Source organism: Janthinobacterium sp. GW823-FHT03B06 (assembly GCF_058796955.1).
Genome location: NZ_JBXAJE010000001.1, coordinates 364,588 through 389,031, shown reverse-complemented (window position 1 = coordinate 389,031; position 24,444 = coordinate 364,588). Strand labels below are relative to the sequence as shown.

General features: G+C 64.4%; 20 protein-coding genes. 3 read left to right on the top strand and 17 right to left on the bottom strand.

Annotated elements, in window-relative coordinates:
• Positions 1-15 precede the first annotated feature (15 nt).
• The gene (locus tag AC1RBA_RS01780; protein WP_086139670.1) at positions 16-777 is read right to left on the bottom strand and encodes a sulfite exporter TauE/SafE family protein; all 762 of its coding nucleotides are present in this window, start codon (positions 775-777) and stop codon (positions 16-18) included.
• A gap of 151 nt (positions 778-928) precedes the next feature.
• On the opposite strand from AC1RBA_RS01780, the gene AC1RBA_RS01775 reads away from it, so the two are divergent.
• Positions 929-1,852, top strand: coding sequence for a LysR family transcriptional regulator (locus AC1RBA_RS01775; RefSeq protein WP_492416239.1), 924 nt, complete (start codon positions 929-931; stop codon positions 1,850-1,852).
• Positions 1,853-1,855: 3 nt separating this feature from the next.
• Here AC1RBA_RS01775 and AC1RBA_RS01770 read toward each other — a convergent pair whose 3' ends face one another.
• From AC1RBA_RS01770 to AC1RBA_RS01760, 3 genes are read right to left on the bottom strand one after another with little or no spacing between them, the layout of a single operon-like run.
• Positions 1,856-2,377, bottom strand: coding sequence for a GNAT family N-acetyltransferase (locus tag AC1RBA_RS01770; protein WP_492416237.1), 522 nt, complete (start codon positions 2,375-2,377; stop codon positions 1,856-1,858).
• 59 nt (positions 2,378-2,436) lie between these two features.
• Positions 2,437-3,201: a hypothetical protein gene (locus AC1RBA_RS01765; protein WP_492416235.1), complete on the bottom strand. Its 765-nt coding sequence runs from the start codon at positions 3,199-3,201 to the stop codon at positions 2,437-2,439.
• 39 nt (positions 3,202-3,240) lie between these two features.
• A complete protein-coding gene (locus tag AC1RBA_RS01760) occupies positions 3,241-5,676 on the bottom strand; it encodes a DNA internalization-related competence protein ComEC/Rec2 (protein ID WP_492416233.1) in 2,436 nt (811 codons plus the stop codon).
• 140 nt (positions 5,677-5,816) lie between these two features.
• Here AC1RBA_RS01760 and AC1RBA_RS01755 point away from each other — a divergent pair, with 140 nt between their 5' ends.
• The gene (locus AC1RBA_RS01755; RefSeq protein WP_492402910.1) at positions 5,817-5,993 is read left to right on the top strand and encodes a hypothetical protein; all 177 of its coding nucleotides are present in this window, start codon (positions 5,817-5,819) and stop codon (positions 5,991-5,993) included.
• 82 nt (positions 5,994-6,075) lie between these two features.
• Here the strand turns inward: AC1RBA_RS01755 and AC1RBA_RS01750 are convergent, their stop codons facing one another.
• Together AC1RBA_RS01750 and AC1RBA_RS01745 are read right to left on the bottom strand one after the other, a co-directional pair.
• The gene (locus tag AC1RBA_RS01750) at positions 6,076-6,258 is read right to left on the bottom strand and encodes a hypothetical protein (RefSeq protein ID WP_141749921.1); all 183 of its coding nucleotides are present in this window, start codon (positions 6,256-6,258) and stop codon (positions 6,076-6,078) included.
• 106 nt (positions 6,259-6,364) lie between these two features.
• A complete protein-coding gene (locus tag AC1RBA_RS01745; protein WP_492402908.1) occupies positions 6,365-6,577 on the bottom strand; it encodes a hypothetical protein in 213 nt (70 codons plus the stop codon).
• Between the two features lie 447 nt (positions 6,578-7,024).
• Between AC1RBA_RS01745 and AC1RBA_RS01740 the strand changes: the two genes are divergently transcribed.
• On the top strand, positions 7,025-9,010 hold the full coding sequence (locus AC1RBA_RS01740) for a helicase-related protein (protein WP_492416231.1): 1,986 nt from the start codon (positions 7,025-7,027) through the stop codon (positions 9,008-9,010).
• 3 nt (positions 9,011-9,013) lie between these two features.
• Here the strand turns inward: AC1RBA_RS01740 and AC1RBA_RS01735 are convergent, their stop codons facing one another.
• The 11 genes from AC1RBA_RS01735 to AC1RBA_RS01685 all read right to left on the bottom strand — a co-directional run bounded on the left by AC1RBA_RS01735 (position 9,014) and on the right by AC1RBA_RS01685 (position 24,440).
• Positions 9,014-9,487 carry a T6SS effector amidase Tae4 family protein gene (locus AC1RBA_RS01735; protein ID WP_070220009.1) on the bottom strand — a complete coding sequence of 158 codons (474 nt, stop codon included), beginning with the start codon at positions 9,485-9,487 and terminating at the stop codon, positions 9,014-9,016.
• 242 nt (positions 9,488-9,729) lie between these two features.
• Positions 9,730-10,968: a PQQ-dependent sugar dehydrogenase gene (locus AC1RBA_RS01730; protein ID WP_492416229.1), complete on the bottom strand. Its 1,239-nt coding sequence runs from the start codon at positions 10,966-10,968 to the stop codon at positions 9,730-9,732.
• Between the two features lie 4 nt (positions 10,969-10,972).
• On the bottom strand, positions 10,973-11,767 hold the full coding sequence (locus AC1RBA_RS01725; RefSeq protein ID WP_492416227.1) for a TatD family hydrolase: 795 nt from the start codon (positions 11,765-11,767) through the stop codon (positions 10,973-10,975).
• A 9-nt stretch (positions 11,768-11,776) separates the two neighbouring features.
• On the bottom strand, positions 11,777-12,502 hold the full coding sequence (gene lolD / locus AC1RBA_RS01720; protein ID WP_070220003.1) for a lipoprotein-releasing ABC transporter ATP-binding protein LolD: 726 nt from the start codon (positions 12,500-12,502) through the stop codon (positions 11,777-11,779).
• Between the two features lie 16 nt (positions 12,503-12,518).
• Positions 12,519-13,784: a lipoprotein-releasing ABC transporter permease subunit gene (locus tag AC1RBA_RS01715; RefSeq protein ID WP_492416225.1), complete on the bottom strand. Its 1,266-nt coding sequence runs from the start codon at positions 13,782-13,784 to the stop codon at positions 12,519-12,521.
• 102 nt (positions 13,785-13,886) lie between these two features.
• Positions 13,887-15,164, bottom strand: a complete 1,278-nt coding sequence (locus tag AC1RBA_RS01710) for a lipoprotein-releasing ABC transporter permease subunit (protein ID WP_492416223.1) — start codon at positions 15,162-15,164, stop codon at positions 13,887-13,889.
• 105 nt (positions 15,165-15,269) lie between these two features.
• Entirely contained in the window at positions 15,270-16,562 is a 1,293-nt protein-coding gene (locus AC1RBA_RS01705; RefSeq protein ID WP_492402899.1) for a TolC family protein, read from the bottom strand.
• On the bottom strand, positions 16,562-17,884 hold the full coding sequence (locus AC1RBA_RS01700; RefSeq protein WP_070219997.1) for an HlyD family type I secretion periplasmic adaptor subunit: 1,323 nt from the start codon (positions 17,882-17,884) through the stop codon (positions 16,562-16,564). Before AC1RBA_RS01700 ends, AC1RBA_RS01705 begins: the two co-directional genes overlap by 1 nt.
• Positions 17,881-20,034 carry a type I secretion system permease/ATPase gene (locus tag AC1RBA_RS01695; RefSeq protein ID WP_492416222.1) on the bottom strand — a complete coding sequence of 718 codons (2,154 nt, stop codon included), beginning with the start codon at positions 20,032-20,034 and terminating at the stop codon, positions 17,881-17,883. Before AC1RBA_RS01695 ends, AC1RBA_RS01700 begins: the two co-directional genes overlap by 4 nt.
• Positions 20,035-20,137: 103 nt before the next feature.
• A complete protein-coding gene (locus tag AC1RBA_RS01690) occupies positions 20,138-20,809 on the bottom strand; it encodes a PEP-CTERM sorting domain-containing protein (RefSeq protein WP_492402893.1) in 672 nt (223 codons plus the stop codon).
• A gap of 115 nt (positions 20,810-20,924) precedes the next feature.
• Complete coding sequence (locus AC1RBA_RS01685) at positions 20,925-24,440, bottom strand: SdrD B-like domain-containing protein (protein ID WP_492416220.1); 3,516 nt, start codon at positions 24,438-24,440, stop codon at positions 20,925-20,927.
• Positions 24,441-24,444 lie beyond the last annotated feature (4 nt).

Here is a 24,444-nt window from a genome sequence, read left to right as displayed (position 1 = left end):
TTGTCGTTCAAAAACTTACTTGAAGAAGATGTCGTAGGACAACTTCACGATCAGCAGCACCAGCAGCACGAGGAAGAGGATGCGCACGAAGGCGGCGCCGCGGCGCACGGCGATCCAGGTGCCCGTCAGGGCGCCCAGGATATTGCACACGGCCATGGGCGCTGCCACCGCGTAGACCACGTGGCCGGCGGGAATGAAGAAGGCCAGCGCGGCCACGTTGGTGGCGATATTCACCAGTTTCGAGCAGGCCGAGGCGAGGATGAAATCGAAGCCGAAGACGCGGATGAACAGGAAAATCAAAAAACTGCCCGTGCCCGGCCCGAACAGGCCGTCATAAAAGCCGATGGCGCCGCCGATGACGATGGCGAGGAGGCGCTCGCGCGGGCCGATGGGGCGCGCTTCGCGCGTCGTGCCGAAATCCTTCTTGATGAAGGTGTAGATGGCCATGATGATGATCAATACCAGCACCATGGGGCGCACCACCTGCTGCGGCACGTAGGACACGGCGGCCGCGCCGATGAAGGACATGACGAAGGCGCTGGCCACGGCGGGCAGCACCAGCAGCCACGGGATGTGCACCTTGCCGACAAAGGAGCGGGCGGCGAACGTGGTGCCGCAGGCGGACGCCAGCTTATTCGTGCCCAGCAAGGACGTCGAGGCCATGTTCGGCATCAGGTTGAACAGGGCCGGCAGCTGTATCAGCCCGCCCCCGCCCACGGCGGCGTCGATCAGGCCGGCAAAGAAGGCGAATAAACACAGCAGCGAGATGGTCAGCATGATAGGCAATATGGAATGGGCGACAGCGGCAGTATAGGCGGCAGTCACTTTTTCGGATGCAACTTCAAATTGCGGAAAACGCAATCAGGCGTAACGCTTGACGGAATGCGCCCCATGCGGTCTACTGGCCTCTTTTGCCGGGAGCGACGCGATGTCGATGAAACTGATGTGGGAGATCCGCGCCTTTTGCACCGTGGTGGAAAAGCGAAGCTTCATCCACGCGGCGCGCATGCTAGGACGCTCGCCGTCGGCCGTCACGCGCGCCATCCAGTTCCTCGAAGAAGCCATCGGCGCCGAGCTGATCCTGCGCACGCAAAAGCAGTTCACCCTGACGACGGCCGGCGAAACCTATTACGCGTCGGCCAGGCACTTACTGGAAACGCAGGCCGAGGCGGAAGAGCAGCTGGCAGAGCTGAGCAACTCGCCGCAAGGCTGGGTGCGCCTCTCGGCGCCGGAAATTTTGTCGCTGGGCTTCCTGCCGAAAGTGGTTGCGCAATTTTCGCGCGACTATCCGAACGTGTCCGTGGACATCCATTTCTCGGACAAATCGATCGACCCCATCCAGGAAAAGCTCGATTTCGCCATCCGCGGCGCCTTCCCCCAGTCGAGCGAGCTGATCGGCTATCCCCTGTGGAACTACCGCCGCTACATGTACGCCTCGCCCGACTATATCGCCCGCATGGGCGCGCCCGAGGAACCGGAAGAGCTGGCCGGCCACGACATCATCATGCACTCGGCCCCCCGCATCCTGCGCGACTGGCATTTCGTTTCCACCGAGCGCAACGTGCGCTACCAGGTGCAGCCCCGCTTCCGCTTCACTTCCGGCATCGCCACCTTCCAGGCGGCCCTGGAAGGCGCCGGCATCGTGCGCCTGGCCAGCTGGCTGGCCGAGCCGTTTGTCGCCGCCGGCACCTTGCGCCGGGTCTGCACGGCATACCGGCTGACCTCATCGAAGGAGCTGGACCCGAGCATCCATGCCGTGTATGGCACGTCGAGGATGGCCAAGGGGGCGCGGCTGTTTCTGGAATATGTGCGGCAGCGAGGGCTGGAAATACCCGATGAACGGGCAAGTTAGCATCTATTTCGCGGCGATGACGTCGCTATACACGGCGAACTGCGCGCCGTCGAAAACAAAGGCGGCCACCTCGCGCATGCCCAGTCGTTCATGTGCGCCCAGCGAGCCGATATTGTCGCGCCGGATGAACAGCACCGCCTCCGCACCCCCATGCCGCGCCCGCATGACAGAGTACAACAGCGCCAGCAAGCCCTGCCCCCGCTCCGAGTCCGCGATGCAGACGGGGCCATACACATAGGCCTTGTCACTTCCCCGATACGCGGCCAGCATGGCCAGCACCACGGGCGCCTGCGCGGCGGCAGCTGCAGCGCTGAACAACACGCCAACGACAGGCCCGTCCGCTGCGCGCCGCGCCACAATGACGGGCGATTCGCCATCCGCCATGCTGGCCACCTTGTCGCGCGAAAACTCGCCCGTCAGGCTGCCGCCGTGCGATGGGGAATTAGCTTGCAACAAGGTCGTGATGGCGTCGATGTCGGCGGCCTGGGCCAGGCTGATCAGATAATGGCTGCTTAAATGTAACAATCAACGCTCCTCGATTGGGTTCTTCCGTTGAGATGCTGCTGAAGCGAATATGAAAACAGCTAGTGTGCAACTGCACAGTCCGCCACCTTGCTGGCCTTGGCGGCATCGGCCACCTGTACGGCGCTGCGCTTGACATCTCCCCACAGGTAAAAGATGAGAAAAATTCCCACCAGTGGAAAAATAAAGTGCAGGACCTCGTACTTTTTTTGCGGTGCAGGACACTCTTCGCCAGCGCAGCTCTTCTTTCGCCATAGCCCCACCACGCCGTAGCGACATAAATAAATAACTGCGTTCATCGTCACTGCGAGTAGCCACACTATCGAAATAATAAGGAGGCTGAATAACCATTGTCCGATATTCGGCAGAAAACTCTTCGTCAGCACGTCCGAAAAGACGAGCGACAATAACATCCCGATGCTAATTGACACTGTATGCGAGATGCCATGTATGACAGGCACCAGCACTTTCTGCCTGAAAAAATGCCCCCACTCGGCAGTCAACAACATGGTGCATGCCGCCAGAAAAAGGACAAGATCGAACAAGGGTGCTGGAATATCCTGGTAATGCACAATGAATTTGCGCTGTAGCGATTTGGCCATGTCATTGACAGGCTGATCAATCGTAAATTGCAATCCAAACAAGATCAAGCCAGTAAACAAGCCGCTCGCGATACCAATACCCGTATGCTGTATCGCCTGCGCCAACGCTGGCGAAATCCCCTCCACATAACGTAACCCTTGATCCCACCGAATCAAACGCAAGCGCCGGTAAGCAGCGTCGGCCTTCGCCAGCAAGCGCTCGAAGGGATTGCATTCATCGCACATGATGGGTCTCCTGTCCGGCATCCGATTAGGCGCACTGCCTTATCGCACATGCCAGTACCGTGGCCGGCTGGCCCGGTACAACGTCGCATCGATATCGTCGCCAAATTCCAGCACCACCGCCCCCGTCACATCCGTGCGCAGCCGCGCAATGCCCATGTCGCCATAGCGCGCATACACTTGCGGCTTCGGATGTTTATAGCGGTTCCGGTGTCCGACCTGGAAAATTGCCAGGGCCGGATGGACGGCATTCAGGAAGGCCGGTGTCGACGAGGTGCCGCTGCCGTGGTGCGGCGCCAGCAGCACGTCGGCGGCCAGGTCGCCATCGGCCGAGCGCGCCAGCAACTGTGCTTCCTGCGCCGCCTCGATGTCGCCGGCCAGCAAGATGGCATGCTTGCCTGCCGTGATTTTCACGGTGCAGCTGCGGGCGTTCGGCGTCAAGCTGATGTCCGTGTGGCTGGCGGGCAATGGGTGCAGCATGGCAAAGTGCACGCCTTCCCAGGTCCAGCTCTGGCCGGCCACGCAGTGCAGATACGGACGCCCGGCTTGCCGCCGGGCCTCGACGGCCGGATGGCCATCGAACAGCGACGAGGCAAGCCAACCCACTTCCACGTTCTCCAGCAGAGAAATAGCGCCGCCCGCGTGATCGAGGTCGCTGTGGGAAATGATCACGCCGTCGAGCGTAGCGATGCCCCGTGCGCGCAGATACGGCACGATGACACGGCTGGCGCCGTCGGAATCGAGGCTGTAGGCGGGCCCCGTGTCGTACAACAAGCGGTGTCCATGCGTTTCCACCAGCACGGCCATGCCTTGTCCCACATCAAAGGCCGTGATCCACATCTGGCCCGGTGGCGGGCTGGACGGCAAGGCCGTCAGCAGTGGCAGCCAGCCCAGCATGCCCGCCCAGCGATGCGGCCATCCGCGTGGCGCCAGCAGCCAGGCCGTGCCGAACAATGCCCAGCAAAAACTCCACCATGGCGGCGCGGGCGCCGTCCACACGGCAAAACGGCGCGCACCGAGCCAGTCCAGCACCTGCGCCAGCATCTGCACGATGGCATGCGCCAGCAGCAACAACCCGTCGCACAAAGGCGCCGGCAGCAAACTGCCCGCCAGCGACAAGGGCGTGACGACCAGGCTGATGACGGGTATGGCCAGCGCATTCGCCACGGGGGACACGAGCGAGACTTGCGAAAACAGCAGCATCGTCAACGGCACCAGCCCCACCGTCACCACGTATTGCGTATGCGCACCGAGCGCCACGGCCGCGCGCAGGCGGCGCCAGCGGCTGGCGTTCTCCGGCAAAGGCGCCGTGGTGCGGCCTGCCGTCGCGTACAGCATGGTGGCAACGGCGCCGAACGACAGCCAGAAACCGGGCCACAGCACGGCCCAGGGATCGAGCAGCACGACCACGCCCAGCGCCAGGCACAGGATATGGACGATGCTGGTGATGCGCCCCAGCCACAGGGCCAGCGCCACCACCAGCAACATATATAAAGTGCGCTGCGCGGGCACGCCGAAGCCGGCCAGCAGCACATACACCAATGCCGCCAGCGCGCCAGCCAGCGCCGCCACCTTTTGCGCCGGCAGCAGCAAGGGCAGCTGCCGGTCCGTGAAAAACGAGCGCCGCCACAGCGCGCCCGCACCGAGGGCGAACAGACCCGCGATCATCGTGATGTGCAGGCCGGAAATCGAGATCAAATGACTGACGCCCGTGCGGTTGAACACCTGCCAGTCCGACTGGGGAATGGCGCGCTGATCGCCCACCACCAGCGCCACGATCACGCCCGCGTATTGCTTGCCATCTAAACTGTGCGCGATGCGCGCGCGCAAGGCCGCGCGGCTGGCCTCTACCACGTTGCCGAAACCGGGCACGAAGGCCGCCAGGCGGACGTTCGGCGTGTCCGCGCGCGGCTGCGGCCGCACGTAACCGGTGGCGCGCACGCCCTGCTCCAGCAGCCACGCTTCGTAGTCGAAGCCCATGGGATTCGCGTTGCCATGCGGGCGCTGCAGGCGCACCGTCAGCCGCCAGCGCTCGCCAGGCTGCACGTCGCCCACCTCGTTCGTCACCTCATCGCGAAAGCCCGCGTACCAGGACAGGGCGATCAGGGGAGGCACCTTTGCATTGAGTGCCTTCTCCACGGCAAAATTGAAGCGCACGCCCTGCTCGAAGCGGTACGGCAAGCTGACCACCGTGCCCGTCACGACGATGTCCTGCCCCTCGTCGGCCAGCGCCAGCTGCGGCGCCATGGCGGACTGGGCCAGCCAGGCGGCCCAATAAAAGCCCAGCCCCACGCCGGCCGAGAGCGCAATAGCGGAACGCCAACCGGAACGCCAGCGCGCGTGTCGGCACAACAGCCACGCCATCAGCAGCGCCGCGCCAGCGATCACCGACAGCAGCGCGCCCGCGTGCGGCGGCAAGCTTGCCTGCGTCTGCAACCAGGCGGCGCCAGCGGCAAAGCCGAGTATCAGGGTGCGCATGGGAAGGCAGGATCAAGGCAAAATCCGCTCGCTGCGAAAGGGACTCAACTAATGTGATCGTTTTCCACGCCTTGCCGTCTGATCTGGCGCAAAGGTGCACTGGATAAGAACGCTCATGCACTGCATCCACCAGCTACGCCTTGTCCTATGCCGTACTGACCGACCTCGTGTCGGTCAGCAATAACCCCTTGGCGGTGATCGACCTGGCCTGCGGCGAAGGTCATGCGTTCATGGACGCCGCAGCGCCGCTGCAAGCCGGCGACGGATTGATCGCCACCGGCTGGGGGCTACGCGCCGTGCGCGCACGGGCAGCCTGAACTGCCATCGGCGCCATGGCTTGCTGGCGTCAGCGGCAACAGGCTACGATAGTGGCTGCCGCAGCGCGCAGTATTCCTCCCGTCAATTGCAGGATTGCAGGCAGGCGGACCGCTCGGCGCCGCACTCGGCTTGAGCGGTACCGGCGGCGATGCAAGCCCGCCATTCGGCAGCGCAGGCGCTATAGCAGCTGGCAAAGGCTGGCGTCGCAGTCACCGCCAAACCGAGACCTGACGCAAAAAGAAATGCAGCGAGCTTTTTATTCATGGAGTTCTCCCAAAGTCGGATGGCTGATGAATCCCCGCGCGCGCCATCCTCTGGCGCAGGGCCACATACACAGGTATGTCGGGTGTCATCGCGCGCTGGTCGTACGTCAGCGCGAAATGGAAAATCCTGCGGCCTCCAGCGTATCCTGGAGCACCGTCAAATCAAAGCCGTGCATATCAACGGCACGCCCCAGCCGATAGCCAGAGCGGCATCCAGAATAATGCCGCACGTCGCCGTCAATTTCAGATATTTTAAAAAGATACCAAAATATCCCTGCAAAATCTGAACCCATGATCAGCTCGCCATTATTAATTGTCAAGACAATTCAATTCATTGCGCGCCATCGGCCAATTCTTCACACAATGAAAAATACAGGCGCGATACGTATATCATCACCCTGGCTATCGATAAAAACATACTCTTTGTTACCATCGGCGCCACGGCAATTGAAATTTTAATGTTAAATTCAAAAATATAACAAAATTAATAAAAAGACATTCATGTAAATTCCAGCCGAATAAAAATGTCGCAGGAAAAAACCGATAAGCGCAAAGCACCGGATATCGGATTCCCATTTCGCGTTCAAGCAAGATGATTGGCAAGCAGGCGGCAGCGCCGCCCTCCATGGTTGCGAGGCTTATCCGCCTCAGGGAATCATCGTTTTACAGATCAGCGCTCGTGCGGCAGCGGCACCGTGCGCCGGGGGAAAATCTTTACCCTGCGCACGGTATAATCGGCCTCGCTTACTTTAACACCCAGGCACGACATGACTTCCTCCGCACTTCCTCCCGATACTTCCACCGACCTTTCCGACAGCAGCGAAGACAATAACGACGCCACCCTGGTCGCGGAACTGGGGGAGCTGGCCGAGCATATCCGCCTGGTCAAGATGGAAGGCCGCGTCTTCGTGCGCTTTTCCGGCGTGGTCAAGGCCGGCCACCTGGTGGTGCCGTATGCACTCGTGCCTGCACAGGGCGTGCTGGCGCGGCCGGCCAAATGGCGCAAGATGGACCGCGAGACCAAGCTGGCGCTGGTGCGCGAGCGGGCCAGCGCGGCCGTCTTCGAGGAGCTGCGCCAGCACGTGATCGATTTCGTCGCCGATATCGCGGGCCTGAGCGAGGATGTAGACACGGACCCGATGGTCTTCCTGCACACGCTGGCCGACATGCAGACGTCGGAGCCGGCCGGCATGGTCTTCGACCGCATCCGCCAGCGCTTCAACCACGCCATCGAGCGCCAGCAGGAGGAACAGCACGCGGCACGCACGCGCCAGAGCATCAACCTGGCCGAGTATCCCGCCTCGTTCGAGATGGCGCGCCGCCTGCCGCGCCGCTTCATCGCCCTGCTCGGACCGACCAATTCCGGCAAGACGCACCGCGCCATGGAAGCGCTGGTCAAGGCAAAGAGCGGCATCTACCTGGCGCCATTGCGCCTGCTGGCCCTGGAAAACTACGAACGCCTGCAGGAAGCCGCGCCGCACGGCAAACCGCTGGCCGTGAGCCTGATCACGGGCGAGGAACGCCGGGTCGTCGACGGCGCCACGCACGTGGCCAGCACGGTGGAAATGCTGGATACGAAAACCGTCGTCGAAGTGGCCGTCATCGATGAGATCCAGATGCTGGCCGACCCGGACCGGGGCGCCGCGTGGACGGCGGCCGTCTGCGGCGCACCGGCCCACACCGTCTACCTGGTAGGGGCGCCGGAAGCGCGGCGCGCCATCGAGGCGCTGGCCGAACGCCTGGACTGCCCGCTGGAAGTGCACGTCCTGAAACGCATGGCGCCCCTGTCGATGGAGCCGACGGCCGTGCGCAAGGTGCGCAACCTGCGCCGCGGCGACGCCGTCATCGCCTTTTCGCGCCGCGAAGTGCTGATGTGGCGCGACATGATCACGGAAACGGGATTATCGGTGGCCACCGTCTACGGCAACCTGTCGCCCGAAGTGCGGCGTGCGCAGGCGCAGCGCTTCCGCGACGGCACGGCCGATATCGTCGTCGGCACGGATGCGCTGGCGATGGGCCTGAACATGCCGATCGCGCGCATCGTCATGACCACCTGCGTCAAATACAATGGCCGTGAAGAGGAAGAGATTTCGGCCGCGCTGGCGCGCCAGATCGCCGGACGCGCGGGCCGCTATGGCGTGCATGAAGAGGGACTCGTGGCCGGCTACGACAACGAGACGCATGAAGTGATGCGCGCGCTGCTGAAGGAAAAGCTGCACCCGCTGAACACTAGCGGCTTTGCCGTGGCGCCCTCGCTCGAACATCTGCACCGGATTTCGTCGGTGACGGGAGAGCTGTCGCTCAGTAAACTGCTGCGCCGCTTCATCCACAATATCGACGTGCCGGACGGCTTCTTCTTCCCGCGCATCACGGAAGACCAGAAGGAGCGCGCCGTTTGGCTCGACACCCTGCCCCTGTCCGTGGCCGACAAATTTACCTTGTCGCTGGTGCCGATATCGAGCAAGGTGCCCTCGCTGCAGACGGCGTGGGAGCACTGGGCGAAGAATCTGTCGCAGGGAAAAACGAGCACCTTGCGCCAGCACGCGCACGGCGGCGGCACGCAGAATCTGCAGCAGGTGGAAGACACTTGCCGCTACTATTCCGCGTATGCCTGGCTCAGCTACCGCCTGCCCGAATTCTTCCCCGATATCGCGGTGGCGCAACACCTGTCGCGCGATGCGTCCGAGCGCGTCGATTCCATCCTGCGCGCGCACAATGCGGCCTCGCGCGGACGGTCGAAGAAGTTCAAATAAGCGTCACCTGACGGGCCAGAACCAGACCTCGCCGCAATCCCAGTAGCATTCGCTGCCGCAGACCTTCACGCCGATGGAGGGCAGCAGGATGTCGATATGCCCGCCCGCGCCGCCCAGGTAGCCGGGAATGCGGAAGAAGGCGACGACGCCCTGGCGCTGGCCGATGCCTTCCATGGCGTCATCCCCGGTAAATTTTTCGGGCGCGCCAAACATCGAGGGGCTGGCCAGCATGTGCGACAGCTTGGCCTGCCCCGGTTCGATCAGCGCGCCCTTGAATGCCCCCTTGCGTATCGCCATGCGACCCTTGACCTGGACCCCGGCCTTGATCAGGGCCAGGCTGACGCGGATGGCGCAGGTGTTGGCAAAGCTGTCCTTGCCGATCAAGTCTTCCCAGCCGATTTCGCGGAACAGGGCCGCCTGGTCGACGGCCGCCACGCTGGAGTAATTTTCACGCAGCTTGATGAATGCAGGTTTCACGTCAGCCTCCCGTCATCCCTGGTCGACAGGGAACATCAGGCCGATTGTAGGAGGATGCGGCGGCTCCGCACTGAGCGAGATCAAGCGTAAACCGACCGCACCTGTAACGCCAACAATGACGTCGGATTACGCGCGGCATTGCCACGCCAATCCGACCTACTTGAGCATGTAGGTCGGCTTAGGCCAAAGGCCATAAGCCGACACCCGCCGCAACGCCAGCGAGGACGTCGGATGAAGGCCGCTTACGGTTTGCCCGCCTCGTAGTGCAGCTTGAGCACCAGCCCATTATGGTCGTCGGCCATATAGATGTCGCCATCCTGGCCCTGCTTGACGTCGACGGGCGCGCCCCTGCCCTGCTTGCCCTTGCGCTCCCAGTTGCTGATCAATTCAACGGACTTGCCCAGCGGCGCACCGGCCTTGTCGGGCAGCAGGGCCACCAGGCGGTGGCCGTTGCTGCGGTAGCCGTGGTAGCCGATGATCAGGCTGTTCTTGTACAGCGCCGGGAAGCGGCTGGCCGTATAAAAGGTCATGCCCAGCGGCGCCGCATGGCCGGGCAGCAGGCGCTCGGGCGCCGCAAATTGGGCGTCGCAAGCCGTCTTCGGATATTCGGGACTGGCCACATTGTCGTCGTAGCAGTACGGCCAGCCGTAGTGCCGGTCGGACTTGATCAGATTCAGTTCCTCATGCGGCAGGTTCTCGTCGCTTTTGATCTGTGGCATGGCGGCCTGGATGGCGTCGCGCGCGTTTTCCGCCTGCCACAGTTCGCCCGTGGCAGGATGAAAGGCCAGCGCCATCGAATTGCGCAAGCCGCGCGCATGCGTGCGCCAGCTCGTCACGGTACCGCCCGGCCATGCCATCGTGTATTCGCGGATGGCGCCCAGCGCTTCCGGACCTTCCGCCGAAGGACATGCCTTGGCCGGATCGGGCGCCTTGCCATCGTTCTCGCAATGGTCGGTGCTCGAACCCACGTTCACGTACAGGTCGCCCTTGGGACTGAAACGCATGTTCGTCAGCAGATGCAGGCCGAGGCCCGGCAGGCGCGGCGTCTTGGCCGTGCCGCCGATCACGTCGGTGATGGCGCGGGCGGGGTCGCGCAGGTCGAAGCGGAAGATGCGTCCCACCTCGCCCACGTAGACCAAGCCGTCCGGCCCCTGCACGATGCCGTTCGGGCGGTCGAGCTTGTCGAGCAGCAGCTTGCGCTCGTAGCCCGGACCGGCCGCCTTGCGCTGCAACAGCCACAATTTACCCTGCTTCGGCGCCCATCCCGTCATGTCCGTGACGAGGATGTCGCCATTCGTCAGCGGCAGCACGCCACGGGGAAATTTCAGGCCGTCGGCCAGCACGGCCACGCAAAAGCCGGCCGGCGTGGTCACGTCGAGGCGCGGCATGCCGTCGCACGGGGCATTGACGGCCGCCAGGGCGGGCGCCAACGCGCTGGAAAGGCAGGCTGCCAGGGCGCCCGCAAGCATTTTCTTGTTCATGGTTTCACTCCATCAGGGGTAATCGAGGCAGTACGGCACGCGCGTTGGCGCTGGTTTGCGCCGCCACGTCGGCAAGTTCCAGGCCGCGCAATTCGGCCAGCACGGCGCCGATGCGGGGCAATTCTTCGGGGCTGTTGCGGCCCGGGTGGATCCAGCTGGGCGAAATATCGGGCGCGTCCGTCTCCAGCACGATGGCGTCCAAAGGCAGGTCGCTCGCCATGCGGCGGATCTGCAAGGCGCGCGTAAACGTCATCGCGCCGCCGAAACCGAGCTTGAAACCAAGATCGATATAGCCCTGCGCCTGCTGGAAGCTGCCGTTGAACGCATGGGCGATGCCGCCGTTCGGGCGGATCTGGCGCGCGTGCTTGAGGACGATGTCCTGCGAGCGGCGCACGTGGGCCAGCACGGGCAAATCGAAGTCGCGGGCGATTTTCAGCTGCTCGCGCAAAAAATGCTCCTGCTTGGCGCGCATGGCCGGTTCGCACAGCATCGGGAGGAAGAAATCGAGGCCGATCTCGCCGATGGCGACAAAACCCGGGTCATGCATGGCCAGCGTCACGGCTTCGCGCAGTGCGATCAGATCGTCTTCCGTGGCCTGCGGCACGTAGATCGGGTGGATACCGAGCGCATAGCAGGCGTTGGGCGCCGCCGCCAGGTCGCGCACGATGGCGAAATTGGCCCGTTCGACGGCGGGAACGACGATCATGCCCACGCCCTGCTGCTGCGCGCGCGCCGCCACCTGCAGCGATTCGCTGCCGAATTCATGCGCGTCGAGGTGGCAGTGCGTGTCGATCCACATGGCGGCTCCTTAGTACTGGTACGGCTGCAGCCCTTCGTCCGTCAGGCGCAGCACGCGGTCGCAGCGCCTGGCCAGCTCGATATCGTGCGTGACGATGACGAAGGCCGTGCCCAGGGTGCGCGACAGTTCCAGCATCAGGTCGAAAATCTGTTCAGCCGTGGCGTGATCGAGGTTACCCGTCGGTTCATCGGCCAGCACGCAGGCCGGCTGCGTGACGAGGGCGCGGGCCAGGGCCACGCGCTGGCGCTCGCCGCCCGACAATTCACCGGGCGTGTGCGTGACGCGCTTGGCCAGGTTGACGCGCGTGAGAATCTGCTGCGCCAGCTCGGTGGCGGGCGCGCGCTTCATGCGCCGTATCATCAGCGGCATGGCGACGTTGTCCAGCGCCGAGAACTCGGGCAGCAGGTGGTGGAACTGGTAGACGAAGCCCAGCGAGGCGTTGCGCAAGTCGCCGCGCGCCTTTTCGCTGAGAGTGGCGAAATCCTTGCCCAGCAGGGTCACCTTGCCGCTGGTGGGTGTATCGAGCCCGCCCAGCAGGTGCAGCAGGGTCGATTTGCCCGAGCCGGAGGCACCGACGATGGCGACGCGCTCGCCGCGGTGCACGTCGATATCGATGCCGGCCAACACCTGCACCTTGTAGCTGCCCTGCGTAAAAGTCTTGCCCAGGCCACGGCAGCTAAGGACGGCGGAATCGGCGGAAGTGCCGTTGGAGGCAGGTTTGTTCAGATCGGTCATGGTCGTATTCAGTGGTTTATTCATAGCGCAGGGCTTCCGCAGGTTTGACGCGGGCAGCCCACCAGCTTGGGTACAGGGTCGCCAAAAAGGCGAGGATCACGGCCAGCACGCCGATCTTGGTGACGTCGGGCCAGCGCAGGTCGGACGGCACGGTGCTGATGAAATAGATGTCCTTGGAGAGGAACTGCACGCCCAGCAAATGCTCGATGAAGGGCACGATGACGTCGATGTTCATCGCCACCAGCACGCCGCCGGCCACGCCCAGGATCGTGCCCAGGATGCCCACCAGCGCGCCCTGGATCATGAAGATCTTCATGATGGAACGGGGCGAGGCGCCCAGGGTGCGCAAAATCGCGATATCGGCCTGCTTGTCCGTCACCGTCATCACCAGCGTCGAGACGAGGTTGAAGGCGGCCACGGCGATGATCAGGGTCAGGATGATGAACATCATGCGTTTTTCCGTCTGCACGGCGGCAAACCAGTTGGCGTTCAGCTTGGACCAGTCGCGCAGCCACAGGTCGCCCGGCATGGTTTTCTTCAGTTCCGCCGCCACTTGCGGCGCCTGGTTCATGTCGGCCAGGCGCAAACGCAAGCCGGACGGGCCGTCGAGGCGCAGCAGGCGCTGGCCGTCTTCGATATTGATGAAGGCCAGACCGGCGTCGAATTCATTGTGGCCCGCCTGGAAGATGCCGCTGACGGTAAAGCTGCGCATGCGCGGCAGCACGCCGGCCGGCGTGACCTGGCCCTGGGCCAGCATCAAGGTGACTTTTTCGCCGAGGTTGACGCGCAGGGCGCGCGCCAGCTCGATGCCCAGCACGATATTGAAGGTGCCCGGCTGCAGCGCCTTGAAGCTGCCCATGCGCGTCTGGCCGGCCACGTCGGACACGTTCGGCTCTTCCTCGGGCAGCACGCCGCGCACGATGGCGGGGCGCAGCGCATCGTCGCGCAGCAGCATGCCCTGCGTTTCCACGAATGGCGCGGCGCCCTTCACGGCCGGATTCTTGAACGCTTGCGCCGCTTCCGCGCGCCAGTCGGGCATGCTGCCGCTGTTGTCGAACACTTCCACGTGGGCCAGCACGGACAGCATGCGGTCCGTCACTTCCTTCTGGAAGCCGTTCATCACGGACAGCACGACGATCAGCGCCGCCACGCCCAGGCCGATGCCGGCCATGGAAATGAGCGAGATGAAGGAAATAAAACTGTTGCGGCCACTGCGCTTGCCGGCCCGTGTGTAGCGCAGGCCGACCAGCCATTCGAAGGGAAGATTTTTTAACATGCTCATTAATTCGTTAATTCTTATGTATGCAACATATCATCGCGTTAGCCCGTGCAACGAAGGGCTGGGGTCAGACCCGGCGGGTCTGACCCCGGTTTTACAAGCCGCTTATTCGTAGCGCAGGGCCTCGGCCGGCTTGACACGCGCGGCGCGCCAGCTCGGGTAGATGGTGGCCACCAGCGCCAGGCCAAAGGCGATCAGGCCGATCTGCGCCACGTCCAGCCAATGAACGTCCGACGGCACGGCGCTGATCTGGTAGATTTCCTTGGAGATAAAGTGCAGGCCGAAGATGCCTTCGATGAAGGGCACGATGACGCCCACGTTCAGCGCCAGCACGACGCCGCCGATGACGCCCAGGGCGCTCCCCAGCAAGCCCACCAGCGCGCCCTGGATCATGAATATCTTCATGATGGAAAACGGCGAGGCGCCCAGGGTGCGCAGGATGGCGATATCGGCCTGCTTGTCGGTGACCGACATCACCAGGGTCGAGACGAGGTTGAACGCGGCCACGGCGATGATCATGCTGAGGATGATGAACATCATGTTCTTCTGGCTTTGCACCAGCGCATACCAGCTGGCACTGGCGCGCGACCAGTCACGCATCCACAGCTGGCCCGGCATCGCGGCTTTCAGTTCGCGCGCCACCTGGGGCGCCTTGTTCATGTCGTGCAGGCGCAGACGCAGGCCGGACGGGCCGTCGAGCTGCAGCAGCTGCTCCGCGTCCTGCATGTTCACAAACGCCAAGCTGCCGTCGAGTTCATTGTGGCCCGCCTCGAAGATGCCGGCCACCTTGAGCGCGCGCATGCGCGGCATGACGATGCCGTTGGCCGGGTCGCCCGCCCGTGGCTCGCGCTCGAGCATCAGGGTGACGTTCTGCCCCACTTTCACGTCGAGCGCCTTGGCCAGGTCGATGCCCAGCACGATGTTGTAGGAACCGGGAGTCAGCGCATCGAAACTGCCCTGCTTCATCTGCGCTGCCACGCTGGAGACGGTGGCTTCCTGCTGCGGCAGCACGCCGCGCACGACGGACGGGCGCATGGTTTCGTCATTGAGCAGCATGCCCTGGGTTTCCACGAACGGCGACACGGCCTTCACTTGCGGGTTGGCGTAGGCGGCGCGCTCCTGCGCCTGCCAATTGGGCATGGAACCGCTCGTGTCGAACACCTCGACGTGGGCCAGCACCGACATCAGGCGGTCGGTGACTTCCTTCTGGAAGCCGTTCATGACGGAGAGGACGACGATCAGGGCGGCCACGCCCAGGCCGATGCCGGCCACGGAAATGAGAGAGATGAAGGAAATGAAGCTGTTGCGGCCACTGCGTTTCCCGGCGCGCGTATAGCGCACGCCGACCTGCCACTCAAAAGGAAATTGTTTGATGATGCTCATGCGCTCCCGCGACAACGATGATATGCGAGCGCGCAGTGTGCCACACAATGGGCATTTCATGCATGATCTCTGCGTCATCTCTGTGTGAAACCGCGCACGCCGGCGCTATTTTACCTCCTGCGCCAGGCCGAAAACCCGCAGCAGCTGCCCCGCCAGCGCATATTGCCGCATCTGCGCCAGGGTCAGACGGTGCAGCTGGTCGATGCGCCGCTGCTGTATCGTGAAATAGCTGTCGCGCGTCTGGATGACCTGCTGCAGGTTGCGCCGGCCCGCCTCGTACTGGATGGTCCCGCCGCGCACGACGAAGGCCATCTTCTTTTCCTGCTCGTCAAGCAGGGCCAGCGTGCGCTGCGCATTGGCGATGCGCGGCAGCATGCTGGCCAGGTCGGCGCGCGTGCCCTGCTCGGCGCGCGCCACGTCCGCCTCGGCCGCCTGGGCGCGGCTGATGCTTTCGTCGCGCTGCGCCAGGCTGCCCCCGCCGAGCGGGATTTCCCAGGAGACCCCCACCGACCAGCCCCGCTGCTGGATGGTCGACGGCGGCGGCGTGGTCTTGTTATTGAGCAGATGGCTGACATTCAGATCGATTTTGGGGGCCAGGGTGGCCGCCACGCCACGCACGCGCAACTGGGCCGCGGCGGCCCGCTCGCGCGCGGCGCGCAACTGCGCCTGCTGCGTATCGGCATTCTCCAGCGCCTGCGCCGGCAGCGGCGCAAAGGCGAAATCGGCAAACTGCGCCACCGGCTCGAAGGCCAGCGCCTCGAGCTTGATGCGCGCCGCCTGCTGGTCCGTCAGCAAGCCGTCGTGCACCAGTTCCGCGTCCAGCTGCGAACTTTGCGCCAGTTCGCGGTCCACTTCCGACGATTTGCCCAGTTCCGCCTGGCGCGTCACCTGCCGCACCAGCTGCGTCACGTCGCGCAGGCGTTCCTGCGACTGCTGCAGGCTGCGTTCCAGGCGCTGCATGTCGAAATATGCTTCGGCCAGCTTTTCCGCGCTTTCCGCGCGCGCGCGCTCCACGTCGAAAGCGGCGCCCGCCATCTCGCGCTCGGCCGCATCGAGTTCGGCGCGGTCGGCGCCGCCGTTGTACACGTTCCAGCGCACGCTCGCTTCCACCTGGTGCGTGCGGCGCTCGACCTCCAGCGTCCCATCGAGGTCCTTGCTGCGCCCCCGCGTCGCCTGCAGCGCCGCAGTGGGAAACAGGCGAGAACGGGCCTGCTTGTAGCGCGCTTCGGTGGCGGCCAGCGCCGCCTGCGCCGCAATCACCTGCGGATCGCGCGGCACGGCGCGCGCCAGCAAGGCAGGCAAGCCGCGCGCGGACTGCGCCTGGAAAGTGGCCGGCGGCGCGGACTGGGCCGCCGCGTTTGCGCAGGCCAATGCCATGCAAATCAAGAAGGCACGCATCACCGCTCCTGCAGGGAAGACTGCAAGCCGCGCAGCACGGGCTTGAACACATATTGCAGCACCGAGCGGCGCCCCGTCAGGATGCCCACGTCGACGGGCATGCCTGGCGTGACCGGCAATACCTTGCCGTGCGCCGTCAGCTGGCTGCGGTCGGTGCTCAGCTGCACCTCGAAGTACGGTTCGTTGCGTTCGTCGGGAATCGCGTCCGCCCCCACGCGCACCACTTGCGCCTGCATGCGGCCGTAGGTGGTGGCGTCGTACGCCAGCACATTCGCCGACGCGCTCTGTCCCACATGGATAAAACCGATGTCCGACGGTTTCACGCGCACGGAGATCAGCATTTCCGAATCGGCAGGCACGATTTCCAGGATAGGTTTACCCGGCTGCGCCACGCCGCCGACGGTTGCCACCAGCACGCGGTTGACGACGCCGTCGACGGGCGCCGTCACGTCGCGCCGGCTCACCTGGTCCTGCTGGCCTTTCACGGTGCTGGCCAGGGCGCCGGCCTTGGTCTCATACTCGCTGCGCTGCGCGCCCCACTGGCCGCGCATGCGCGCTTCCACTTCGCCCGCCTGCGCCTGTGCCTCGGCCAGGGTGGCCGTCAGGCGCGGCACGGAGGTGCGCAGGCTGTCGAGTTCCGTGCGCTGCTGCTGCACGCGCTGCTGCGCGTTCAGATAGTCGCCGCGCGAACCGGCACCCTCTTTGAAGAGCCTCTCCTCGATGGACAGGCTTTCCAGGGCGATTTTCAAGCCCGTGTCGAGCTGGGCGATGCGGCTGTGCGCCTCGGCCAGCTCGCCGCGGCGGCGCGTCACGCCTTCGCGCGCGGCCGCCGTGGCCGACGCGAATTCGCGCTGGCCGTCGCGCCACAACTGCATTTCCTTGGCGATCAGCTCGGGCGCCTCCTTCTGCCATTCCGGCGCAAACTGGGGCGTGCCGCCGGACAGCAGCGCGTCGAGGCGTGCCCTGCCCGCCAGCGCGGCCAGGCGGTTTTGCACGCTGGCGCCCAGGTTGGCCTCGTACTGGGCCGTGTCCAGGCGCAGCAGCAAGTCGCCGCGGCGCACGCGCTGGCCCGGCTTCACCAGCATTTCACGCACGATGCCCCCTTCCAGGCTTTGCACTTCCTGCAGGTGCGATGGCGGCGTGATGGCGCCCCGGCCATTCACGGACACGTCGAGCTGGGCGAACATGGCCCAGGCCAGCGCCAGCACCAGCAGCACGGACGTCAGGGCCAGCATGCGGATGACGATGCGCTGCGGTTCGCGTTCCGGATCCGGGTGGGCCGCCGGCAGCGGGCGGGCGTTCGGGGCATTGAGGGCGCTCATGCCGCCACTCCCTGTTCCACCGCAGGCTTGGCCGCCTGGCTGTTCAAGACGCGCATGACGTCGTCGCGCGGGCCGTCGGCCACGATGCGCCCCTTGTCGAAGACGATCAGGCGGTCCACCAGCGCCAGCATGGCCATGCGGTGCGTCACCAGCACGATGGTCGTCTCCTTTAAGGTACGCAGCCGCCCGATCAAGCGCTGCTCGGTGGCCGGGTCGAACATGCTGCTCGGCTCATCGAGCAGCAACATCGGCGGTTTCACCAGCAAGGCGCGGGCCATGGCCACGGCTTGCCGCTGGCCGCCGGACAGGCGTTCACCGCGTTCGCCCACTTCCGTCGCCACGCCGTTGGGTAGCTGGGTGATGATGTCGTCGAGGCAGGCCAGGCGGATGGCGTCGAGCAGGCTGGCGTCGTCGGCCTGGCTGCGTCCCAGTTCGATGTTTTCGCGCAGGGTGCCGTGGAACAGGGTCACGTCCTGCGGCACGTAGCCTATCTGGCGGCGCAGGCTCAAAGGGTCCAGCTGGGTGCTGGCCAGGTCGTCGAACAGCACGCTGCCGCTTTGCGGGCCGTACTGGTTCAGCAGCAAGCGCAGCAAGGTGCTCTTGCCGGAACCGAGCTTGCCGATCACGCCGACCCGTTCGCCGGGGCGGATGTGCAGGTTCAGCTTATCGAGCAGCGGCGGCGAATTCGGGTAGGCAAAGCCCACGTCGCGAAATTCGATGCGCCCGGACAGGGGCGGCGCCTGCAGGCTGGCCGCGTCATCGTCGGTGGGCGCTTCCATGATTTTATTGAGTGCGTGATACGACAGCTTGGTCTGCTCCCAGCGCATGATCAGGCCCGCGATCTGGCTCACGGGCGCCAGGGCGCGGCCCGTCAGCATGCTCACGGCGATGATCTGGCCCAGGGTCAGCAGATGCTCGCCCATCAGCAAGGCGCCCGTGGCCACCACGGCCACGCCGGACAGGGCCAGCACGGCCGTGTTGATGTAGTTGACCCGGCTGACGATTTCGCGCGTCTCGACGCTGTTGGCGGCGATGGCCACCGTCAGGCTTTCCCATTTGCGCCGGCTCCACGCTTCGGCGCCCAGCGCCTTGATGGTGTCGAGGCCATTCATGGTTTCAAACAGGTGCGCCGTGCGCTGCGCGCTTTCCTGCATCGAGGCGGCCACGTGGCGCGCCAGGGCCGCGCGCGAGGCGAAGGCCACCAGCAGCAGGATCGGGATGACTGCCAGGGGCACGAGCACGAGCCAGCCGCCGACCAGGGCGATCACCAGCAGGAACAGCAGCAGGAACGGCAAGTCGCCCAGGGTGGTCAGGGTGGTGGAGGCGAAGAATTCGCGCACGGATTCGAAATCGCGCACGGTATTGGCCAGGGTGCCCCCGGAAGCGGGCCGGCTGGCCGCGCGCAGGCGCAAGCACTGGGCGAAAATGTTCGACGACAGCGCCACGTCCATGCGGCGCGACGCCGTTTCCACCAGTTCGCCGCGCAGCAGGCGCAGGGCCAGCTCGAAGCCCGTCAGCACCACGACGGCGATCGTCAGCACCCACAGGCTGGACGTGGCATTGTTCGGGATCACGCGGTCATATACGGCCATCGCATAGAACGGCACCAGCGCGCCGATGACATTGAGCACCAGCGTGCCCAGCAAGGCCCAGCGGAAGACCCAGCGGTTACGGTTGAAGACATCCCAGAACCAGCGTCCCGCCACCGGCATGCTGTAAAGCAAGCTGCGCTGGTCGAAGAACATGACGGGACGCACGGCCACCCAGCGCCCATCGGGCACTTCCCGCGCCAGCGCGGCGGCGTCAAACCAGGCACTGCCTTCGATGCCGGGCACGTGGCATTCATATTTGCCATCGGCAATGGCCAGTATCACCAGCGCCTGCCCTTCCCCGTTGAGCAGCAAGGCCGGCATTTCCGTGGGACGGCGTGGCTTATCTACCGGCAACACGGTGCCGGCCAGGCTGGCCTGCGCCAGCGCCTGTTCGAGAAAGTCAGCCGTGGCCGGTGCAGCCTGGGCCGCCACGTTGGCGCGCAGGCGCTCGGCCTGCACGGCAACGCCGAAAAAGCGCGCCAGGAAGACGATGGCCTCGGCGATGGCATCGGTGGAGATGCCGGCGGAAGCGGTGGAAGTGTCGGGAGGTGGGGTCATGATGGATTCACAATAAAACGCTGCGGCGCGCCGGTCGGGCGCGCCGCAGCGGGAACGCTATCGCTTGCGCGATGAGCGATGAGCGCTGATTAATGAGTAATAATTAAGTCAGCGCGGAAGCGCCCTTGCGGCGGCGCGCCATGAAGCCCAGCAAACCCAGGCCCGCGACCAGCATGGCCCACGTCTGCGCTTCCGGCACTGGCGACACGGCCAGCAGGGTTTGCGAAGCTGGGTTGACGCTCGTCAAGCTCGTGTAGTTGTACAGGTTCTGGATGGCGCCATTGCCCGTGGCCACGCCCAACATGGTGTTGGCCTGGCTGACGACGGCGTTGCTCAGGTTTTTGAAGCGCAGGTCGCCCGTCAGCAGGTTCGTGTTGTCGTTATTCAATTCCCACAGGGCCAGCTGGAAGGCGGCGGCGCTGTTGGCGCTGGTCGACACAGCCGCGATGGACGAAGCGTAATACCCTTCATACAGGCGCTTGACGGCATCGCTGGCGGCGAAGGCGCCGCTGCTGTAGCTGTTCGAACTGTTGCTTACGGCCACATGGGGATCGAGGCAAAACGCCAGGAAGGTGTTGCTGTCGTATTTGACTTCCCACAAGGTCGGCGAGATGGCGCTGCCCGAGCCGAAGGCACCGCCAGCAGCCGTAAACAGGCTGACGCTGTGCGAATCGACGACTTGCAGATTGGAGGCGGCCAGGGCGCTGCCGCTGGCGAGGGCGAAAGCGGCTGCGGCGATGGCGCCGCGAACGATCAGGTGCATGGATTGTTTCATTGTGGTTTCCCTATTTCGATTATCAAGTGTGAAAAAAGCGTGGAAAGCGCCGGCGCCCCGTGACGGGCGCGCCGGTGCGGCATTGCCGGGCAGGCTCATGGCCCGGCAAGGGACATCAGGCAGCCATTTCCTGGGGCTGGGTATTTACGTGAGCCATGGCGCGGCGCAAGAGGTCGGCCATTTCGCACTGGGCCTGGGCTTCCGCGGCAGGGGCTGCGGCGGCGGCCGGCGCGGCGGCGACGGTGGTCACCGTGCCATCCTGGCCCAGCACCACGTCGAGCGTGCTGTCGTCGCGCAGCAGGTCGGCCATGCTGGGCAGGGTGACGCCGGCAGCGGCCGCATCCTTGGCATCGACGTTGAAATACACGTCCGTCATGTCGACCGTCTTGCCGTCGGCCAGGGTGGCGCTGCTGCGTTCGAGGTGCAGATTGCTGTTGGCGTCGAGGAAAGGCAGTTCCGTGTAGCTGACCGCCAGGCTGGCCACGCCGGCGTCGTGCAGGGACATCAGCTCGCCATCGTCCGTGACGCCATTGCTGTTGGCGTCGCGCCAGATGCGCAGCTCGGCGAACTTGTCATCATGCGCATCGACCACGCCGTCATGGTTCGAGTCATAGCTGGACAGCTTGGCGAAGCCCGTGCCCTTCTCGTTACCACCGAACAACTCGGAGATGTTGTCGATCTTGCCATTGCCATTGCTGTCGATGGCCAGCAAGCCGTCATGCGCCGAGACCCAGCCCGTCTGGATGGCGCTGCCCGTGCCCAGCAGGTCGAAGCTGCCGTGGAAGTCGGCGCGGGCGATCGTGTGCACGCCGTCACCGTTGAGGTCGATGACGATGGGCGTGATGGCCGCATCCCAGCTCATGTCGTTCTGACCCGACGCCAGCTTCAATATGTCCGTGTAGACCACGTTGGACGTCGTGCCGTTGCTGTTGACATCCGAATCGATATTGTCGTTCGTGCCCACGTTCTTCGCGCCCCATTTCCACGTATCCATGGCGTAGCCCGCGTGGTACACGCCCGACTTGTCGAACTTGAGCGAATAGCTGCCCGGATCGAGGTTGCTGAACAGATAGTTGCCGTTGGCATTCGTGTAGGTGGTGGCCAGCAGCACGCCGCTGCCCGAGTACAGCTGCACCTTGATGTTGGCGATGCCCGCCTCGTTGTAGTCTTGCACGCCGTCATGGTCGGCATCGCGCCACACCTTGTCGCCCAGGCTGGCCTTGCGGTAGATGCCCGCATCCCAGCTCATGTCGTTCTGGCCGGCGGCCAGGTTGATCAGGGACGAGCGCCCCGTGCTGACATCGACGTCGGAATCGGCCGTATCGCTGCCCAGATTGGCCTTGGTGTAATAAAAGCCTGATGGACGGATGACTTCCACCTTGTAGCTGCCGGCCGCCAGTTCGCTGAACAGGTAGTTGCCGCTGGCATTCGTCGTCGTCGAGGCGATGACCACGTTGCTGGCGTTGAGCAGGTTGACCTTCACGCCCGCCACGCCCAGTTCGCCCGCATCCTGCACGCCGTTGTAGTTATTGTCTTCCCACACGCGGTCGCCGATGGAGGCCGTGTTGAGTTTGACCAGGCCGGCATCCCAGTCCAGCTGCACATCGCCCGACTTCAAGCTAGCCCATGTGGTGGTGAAGCCGCTGGCCGGATTGACGTCCGAATCCGTGGCGTAACCGCCGATATCGGCCTTGGTGAAGCCGTAGCCGGCCGGCGGCACGAAGCCCAGGTAATATTCGCCCGGCACCAGGTTGCTGAACAGATAATTGCCGCTGGCATCCGTGGAGGCGCTGGCCACGACGACGCCTTGCGCGTTGTACAGATTGACTTTCACGCCACACACGCCCGCCTCGCCCGCATCCTGCGTGCCGTTGCCGTTCGCATCGAACCAGACACGGTCGCCGATGGACGCCGTCTTGTACAGGCCGGCATCGAGATCCTTGTAGTTCTGGCCCGCGGCGACCGTCACCTGGCCGCTGTTGCCCAGCGTGTTGATGTCGCTGTCGAGCGCATCGCTGCTGCCCGCATCCTTGACGGTGGTCAAATAGCCAGCGGGGGCGACGACGGCGATGGAATACGTGCCCGGATCGACATTGAAGTTGTAATAGCCGGTGGCGTCCGTCAGGGTCGAGCCGATCACGCTGCCGGCCGCATTTTTCAGCTGCACGGTGACGCCGCCGATGCCGGACTCGCCCGCATCCTGGATGCCGTTGGCGTTGCTGTCATGCCACACGCGGTCGCCCAAGGTGGCCGGCAAGGCCACGATGCCGGCATCCACGCTGTGGTTGCTGTCGCCCGAGGCCAGCAGCACTTGCGCCGTCTTGCCATCGATGGCATTGGCGTCCGAGTCACGCTGCTCGTCGCCGCCCTGGTCCTGGCCCGTGAAGGTATAGCCGGCTGGCAAGGTGGTCTTGTCGAATTGCACGCTGTAGGCGCCCGGTTTCAAATTCGTGAACAGGTAGTTGCCGTTCGCATCCGTCACCAAAGGGCTGCCGACGGCGTTGCCCGACGCGTCGAGCAAGGTCACTTTCACGCCAGCAGCACCCGCTTCGCCCGCATCCTGCACGCCGTTCTTGTTGGTATCGAACCAGACCCGGTCGCCCAGCTCGGCCGCGCGGTACAGGCCCGCGTCCAGGGTCAGGTTGGTTTCGCCCGGCGCCAGGGTCACGGGCGCCATCTTGCCGCTGGCATCGATATTGCTGTCCTTGCCCGCATCGCCGCCCTGGTTCGCCGCCGTCGGCACATAGCCGGCGGGCGCCACCACGGTCACGGAATACGTGCCCGGGTTGACGTCAAAGTGGTAGCCGCCGCTGGCGTCCGTCGTGGTGGAGGCGACCACATTGCCGGCCGTATCCTTCAATTGCACGACCACATTGGCGATGCCCGCCTCGCCCGCGTCCTGCACGCCGTTGGCATTCTTGTCTTCCCAGACGAAGTCGCCCAGGTGGGCCATCGGCACCTTGAAGGTCAGGTAATGGGGCGCCAGACTCAGGTCTTGCGCATTGCAGCCGGCCGTGCCGCCGTCATCGCGCACCTTGAAACCGAGGTCGAAGTCGCCCGCCACGGTCTGGCTCGGCACGAAGACCAGGTGGCCCGCGCGGATGTCGTCGATGGACACTTCCGTGCCCACCGTCACGGCCACGCCATTCAACAGAACCTGGCCCGCCGTGGTGGTATTCGTGATGACGATGGACTTGAAGCCGTCGTGCTCGACGTCGTCGTGGAAGCCGAAATCGCCTTCGCTGAGCACCACGCTGTTGCCATTGGTCAATGTAAACGTCTTGTCGGCCGCGTCCGGCGCGTCGTTGACGGGGTCGATGATGACTTGCAGGCTCAGCTGGACGATATCGCCATTGCCCTTGTCAATCGTCACTTCGATGGTCGAGAAGCTGCCGTTGTAGTTGGCGGCCCAGTCGCCGGGACGCACATACACGGTGTCCGCATCGAGCATGCCGAACAGCGGTGTGTTCTCGGTCGATTCCGTATCGTCAGGCAACAGCACGGTGAAATTCTTGATGTTCAGTTCGCCTTGCACCGAGTAGCCGGCCTGGATCAGCAGGTCGCGGATATCGAAATTTTTGTTGATGTCTTCGCAGACGTGGACCGTGGTCGACAGGTTGTAGGTAGTCATGCGG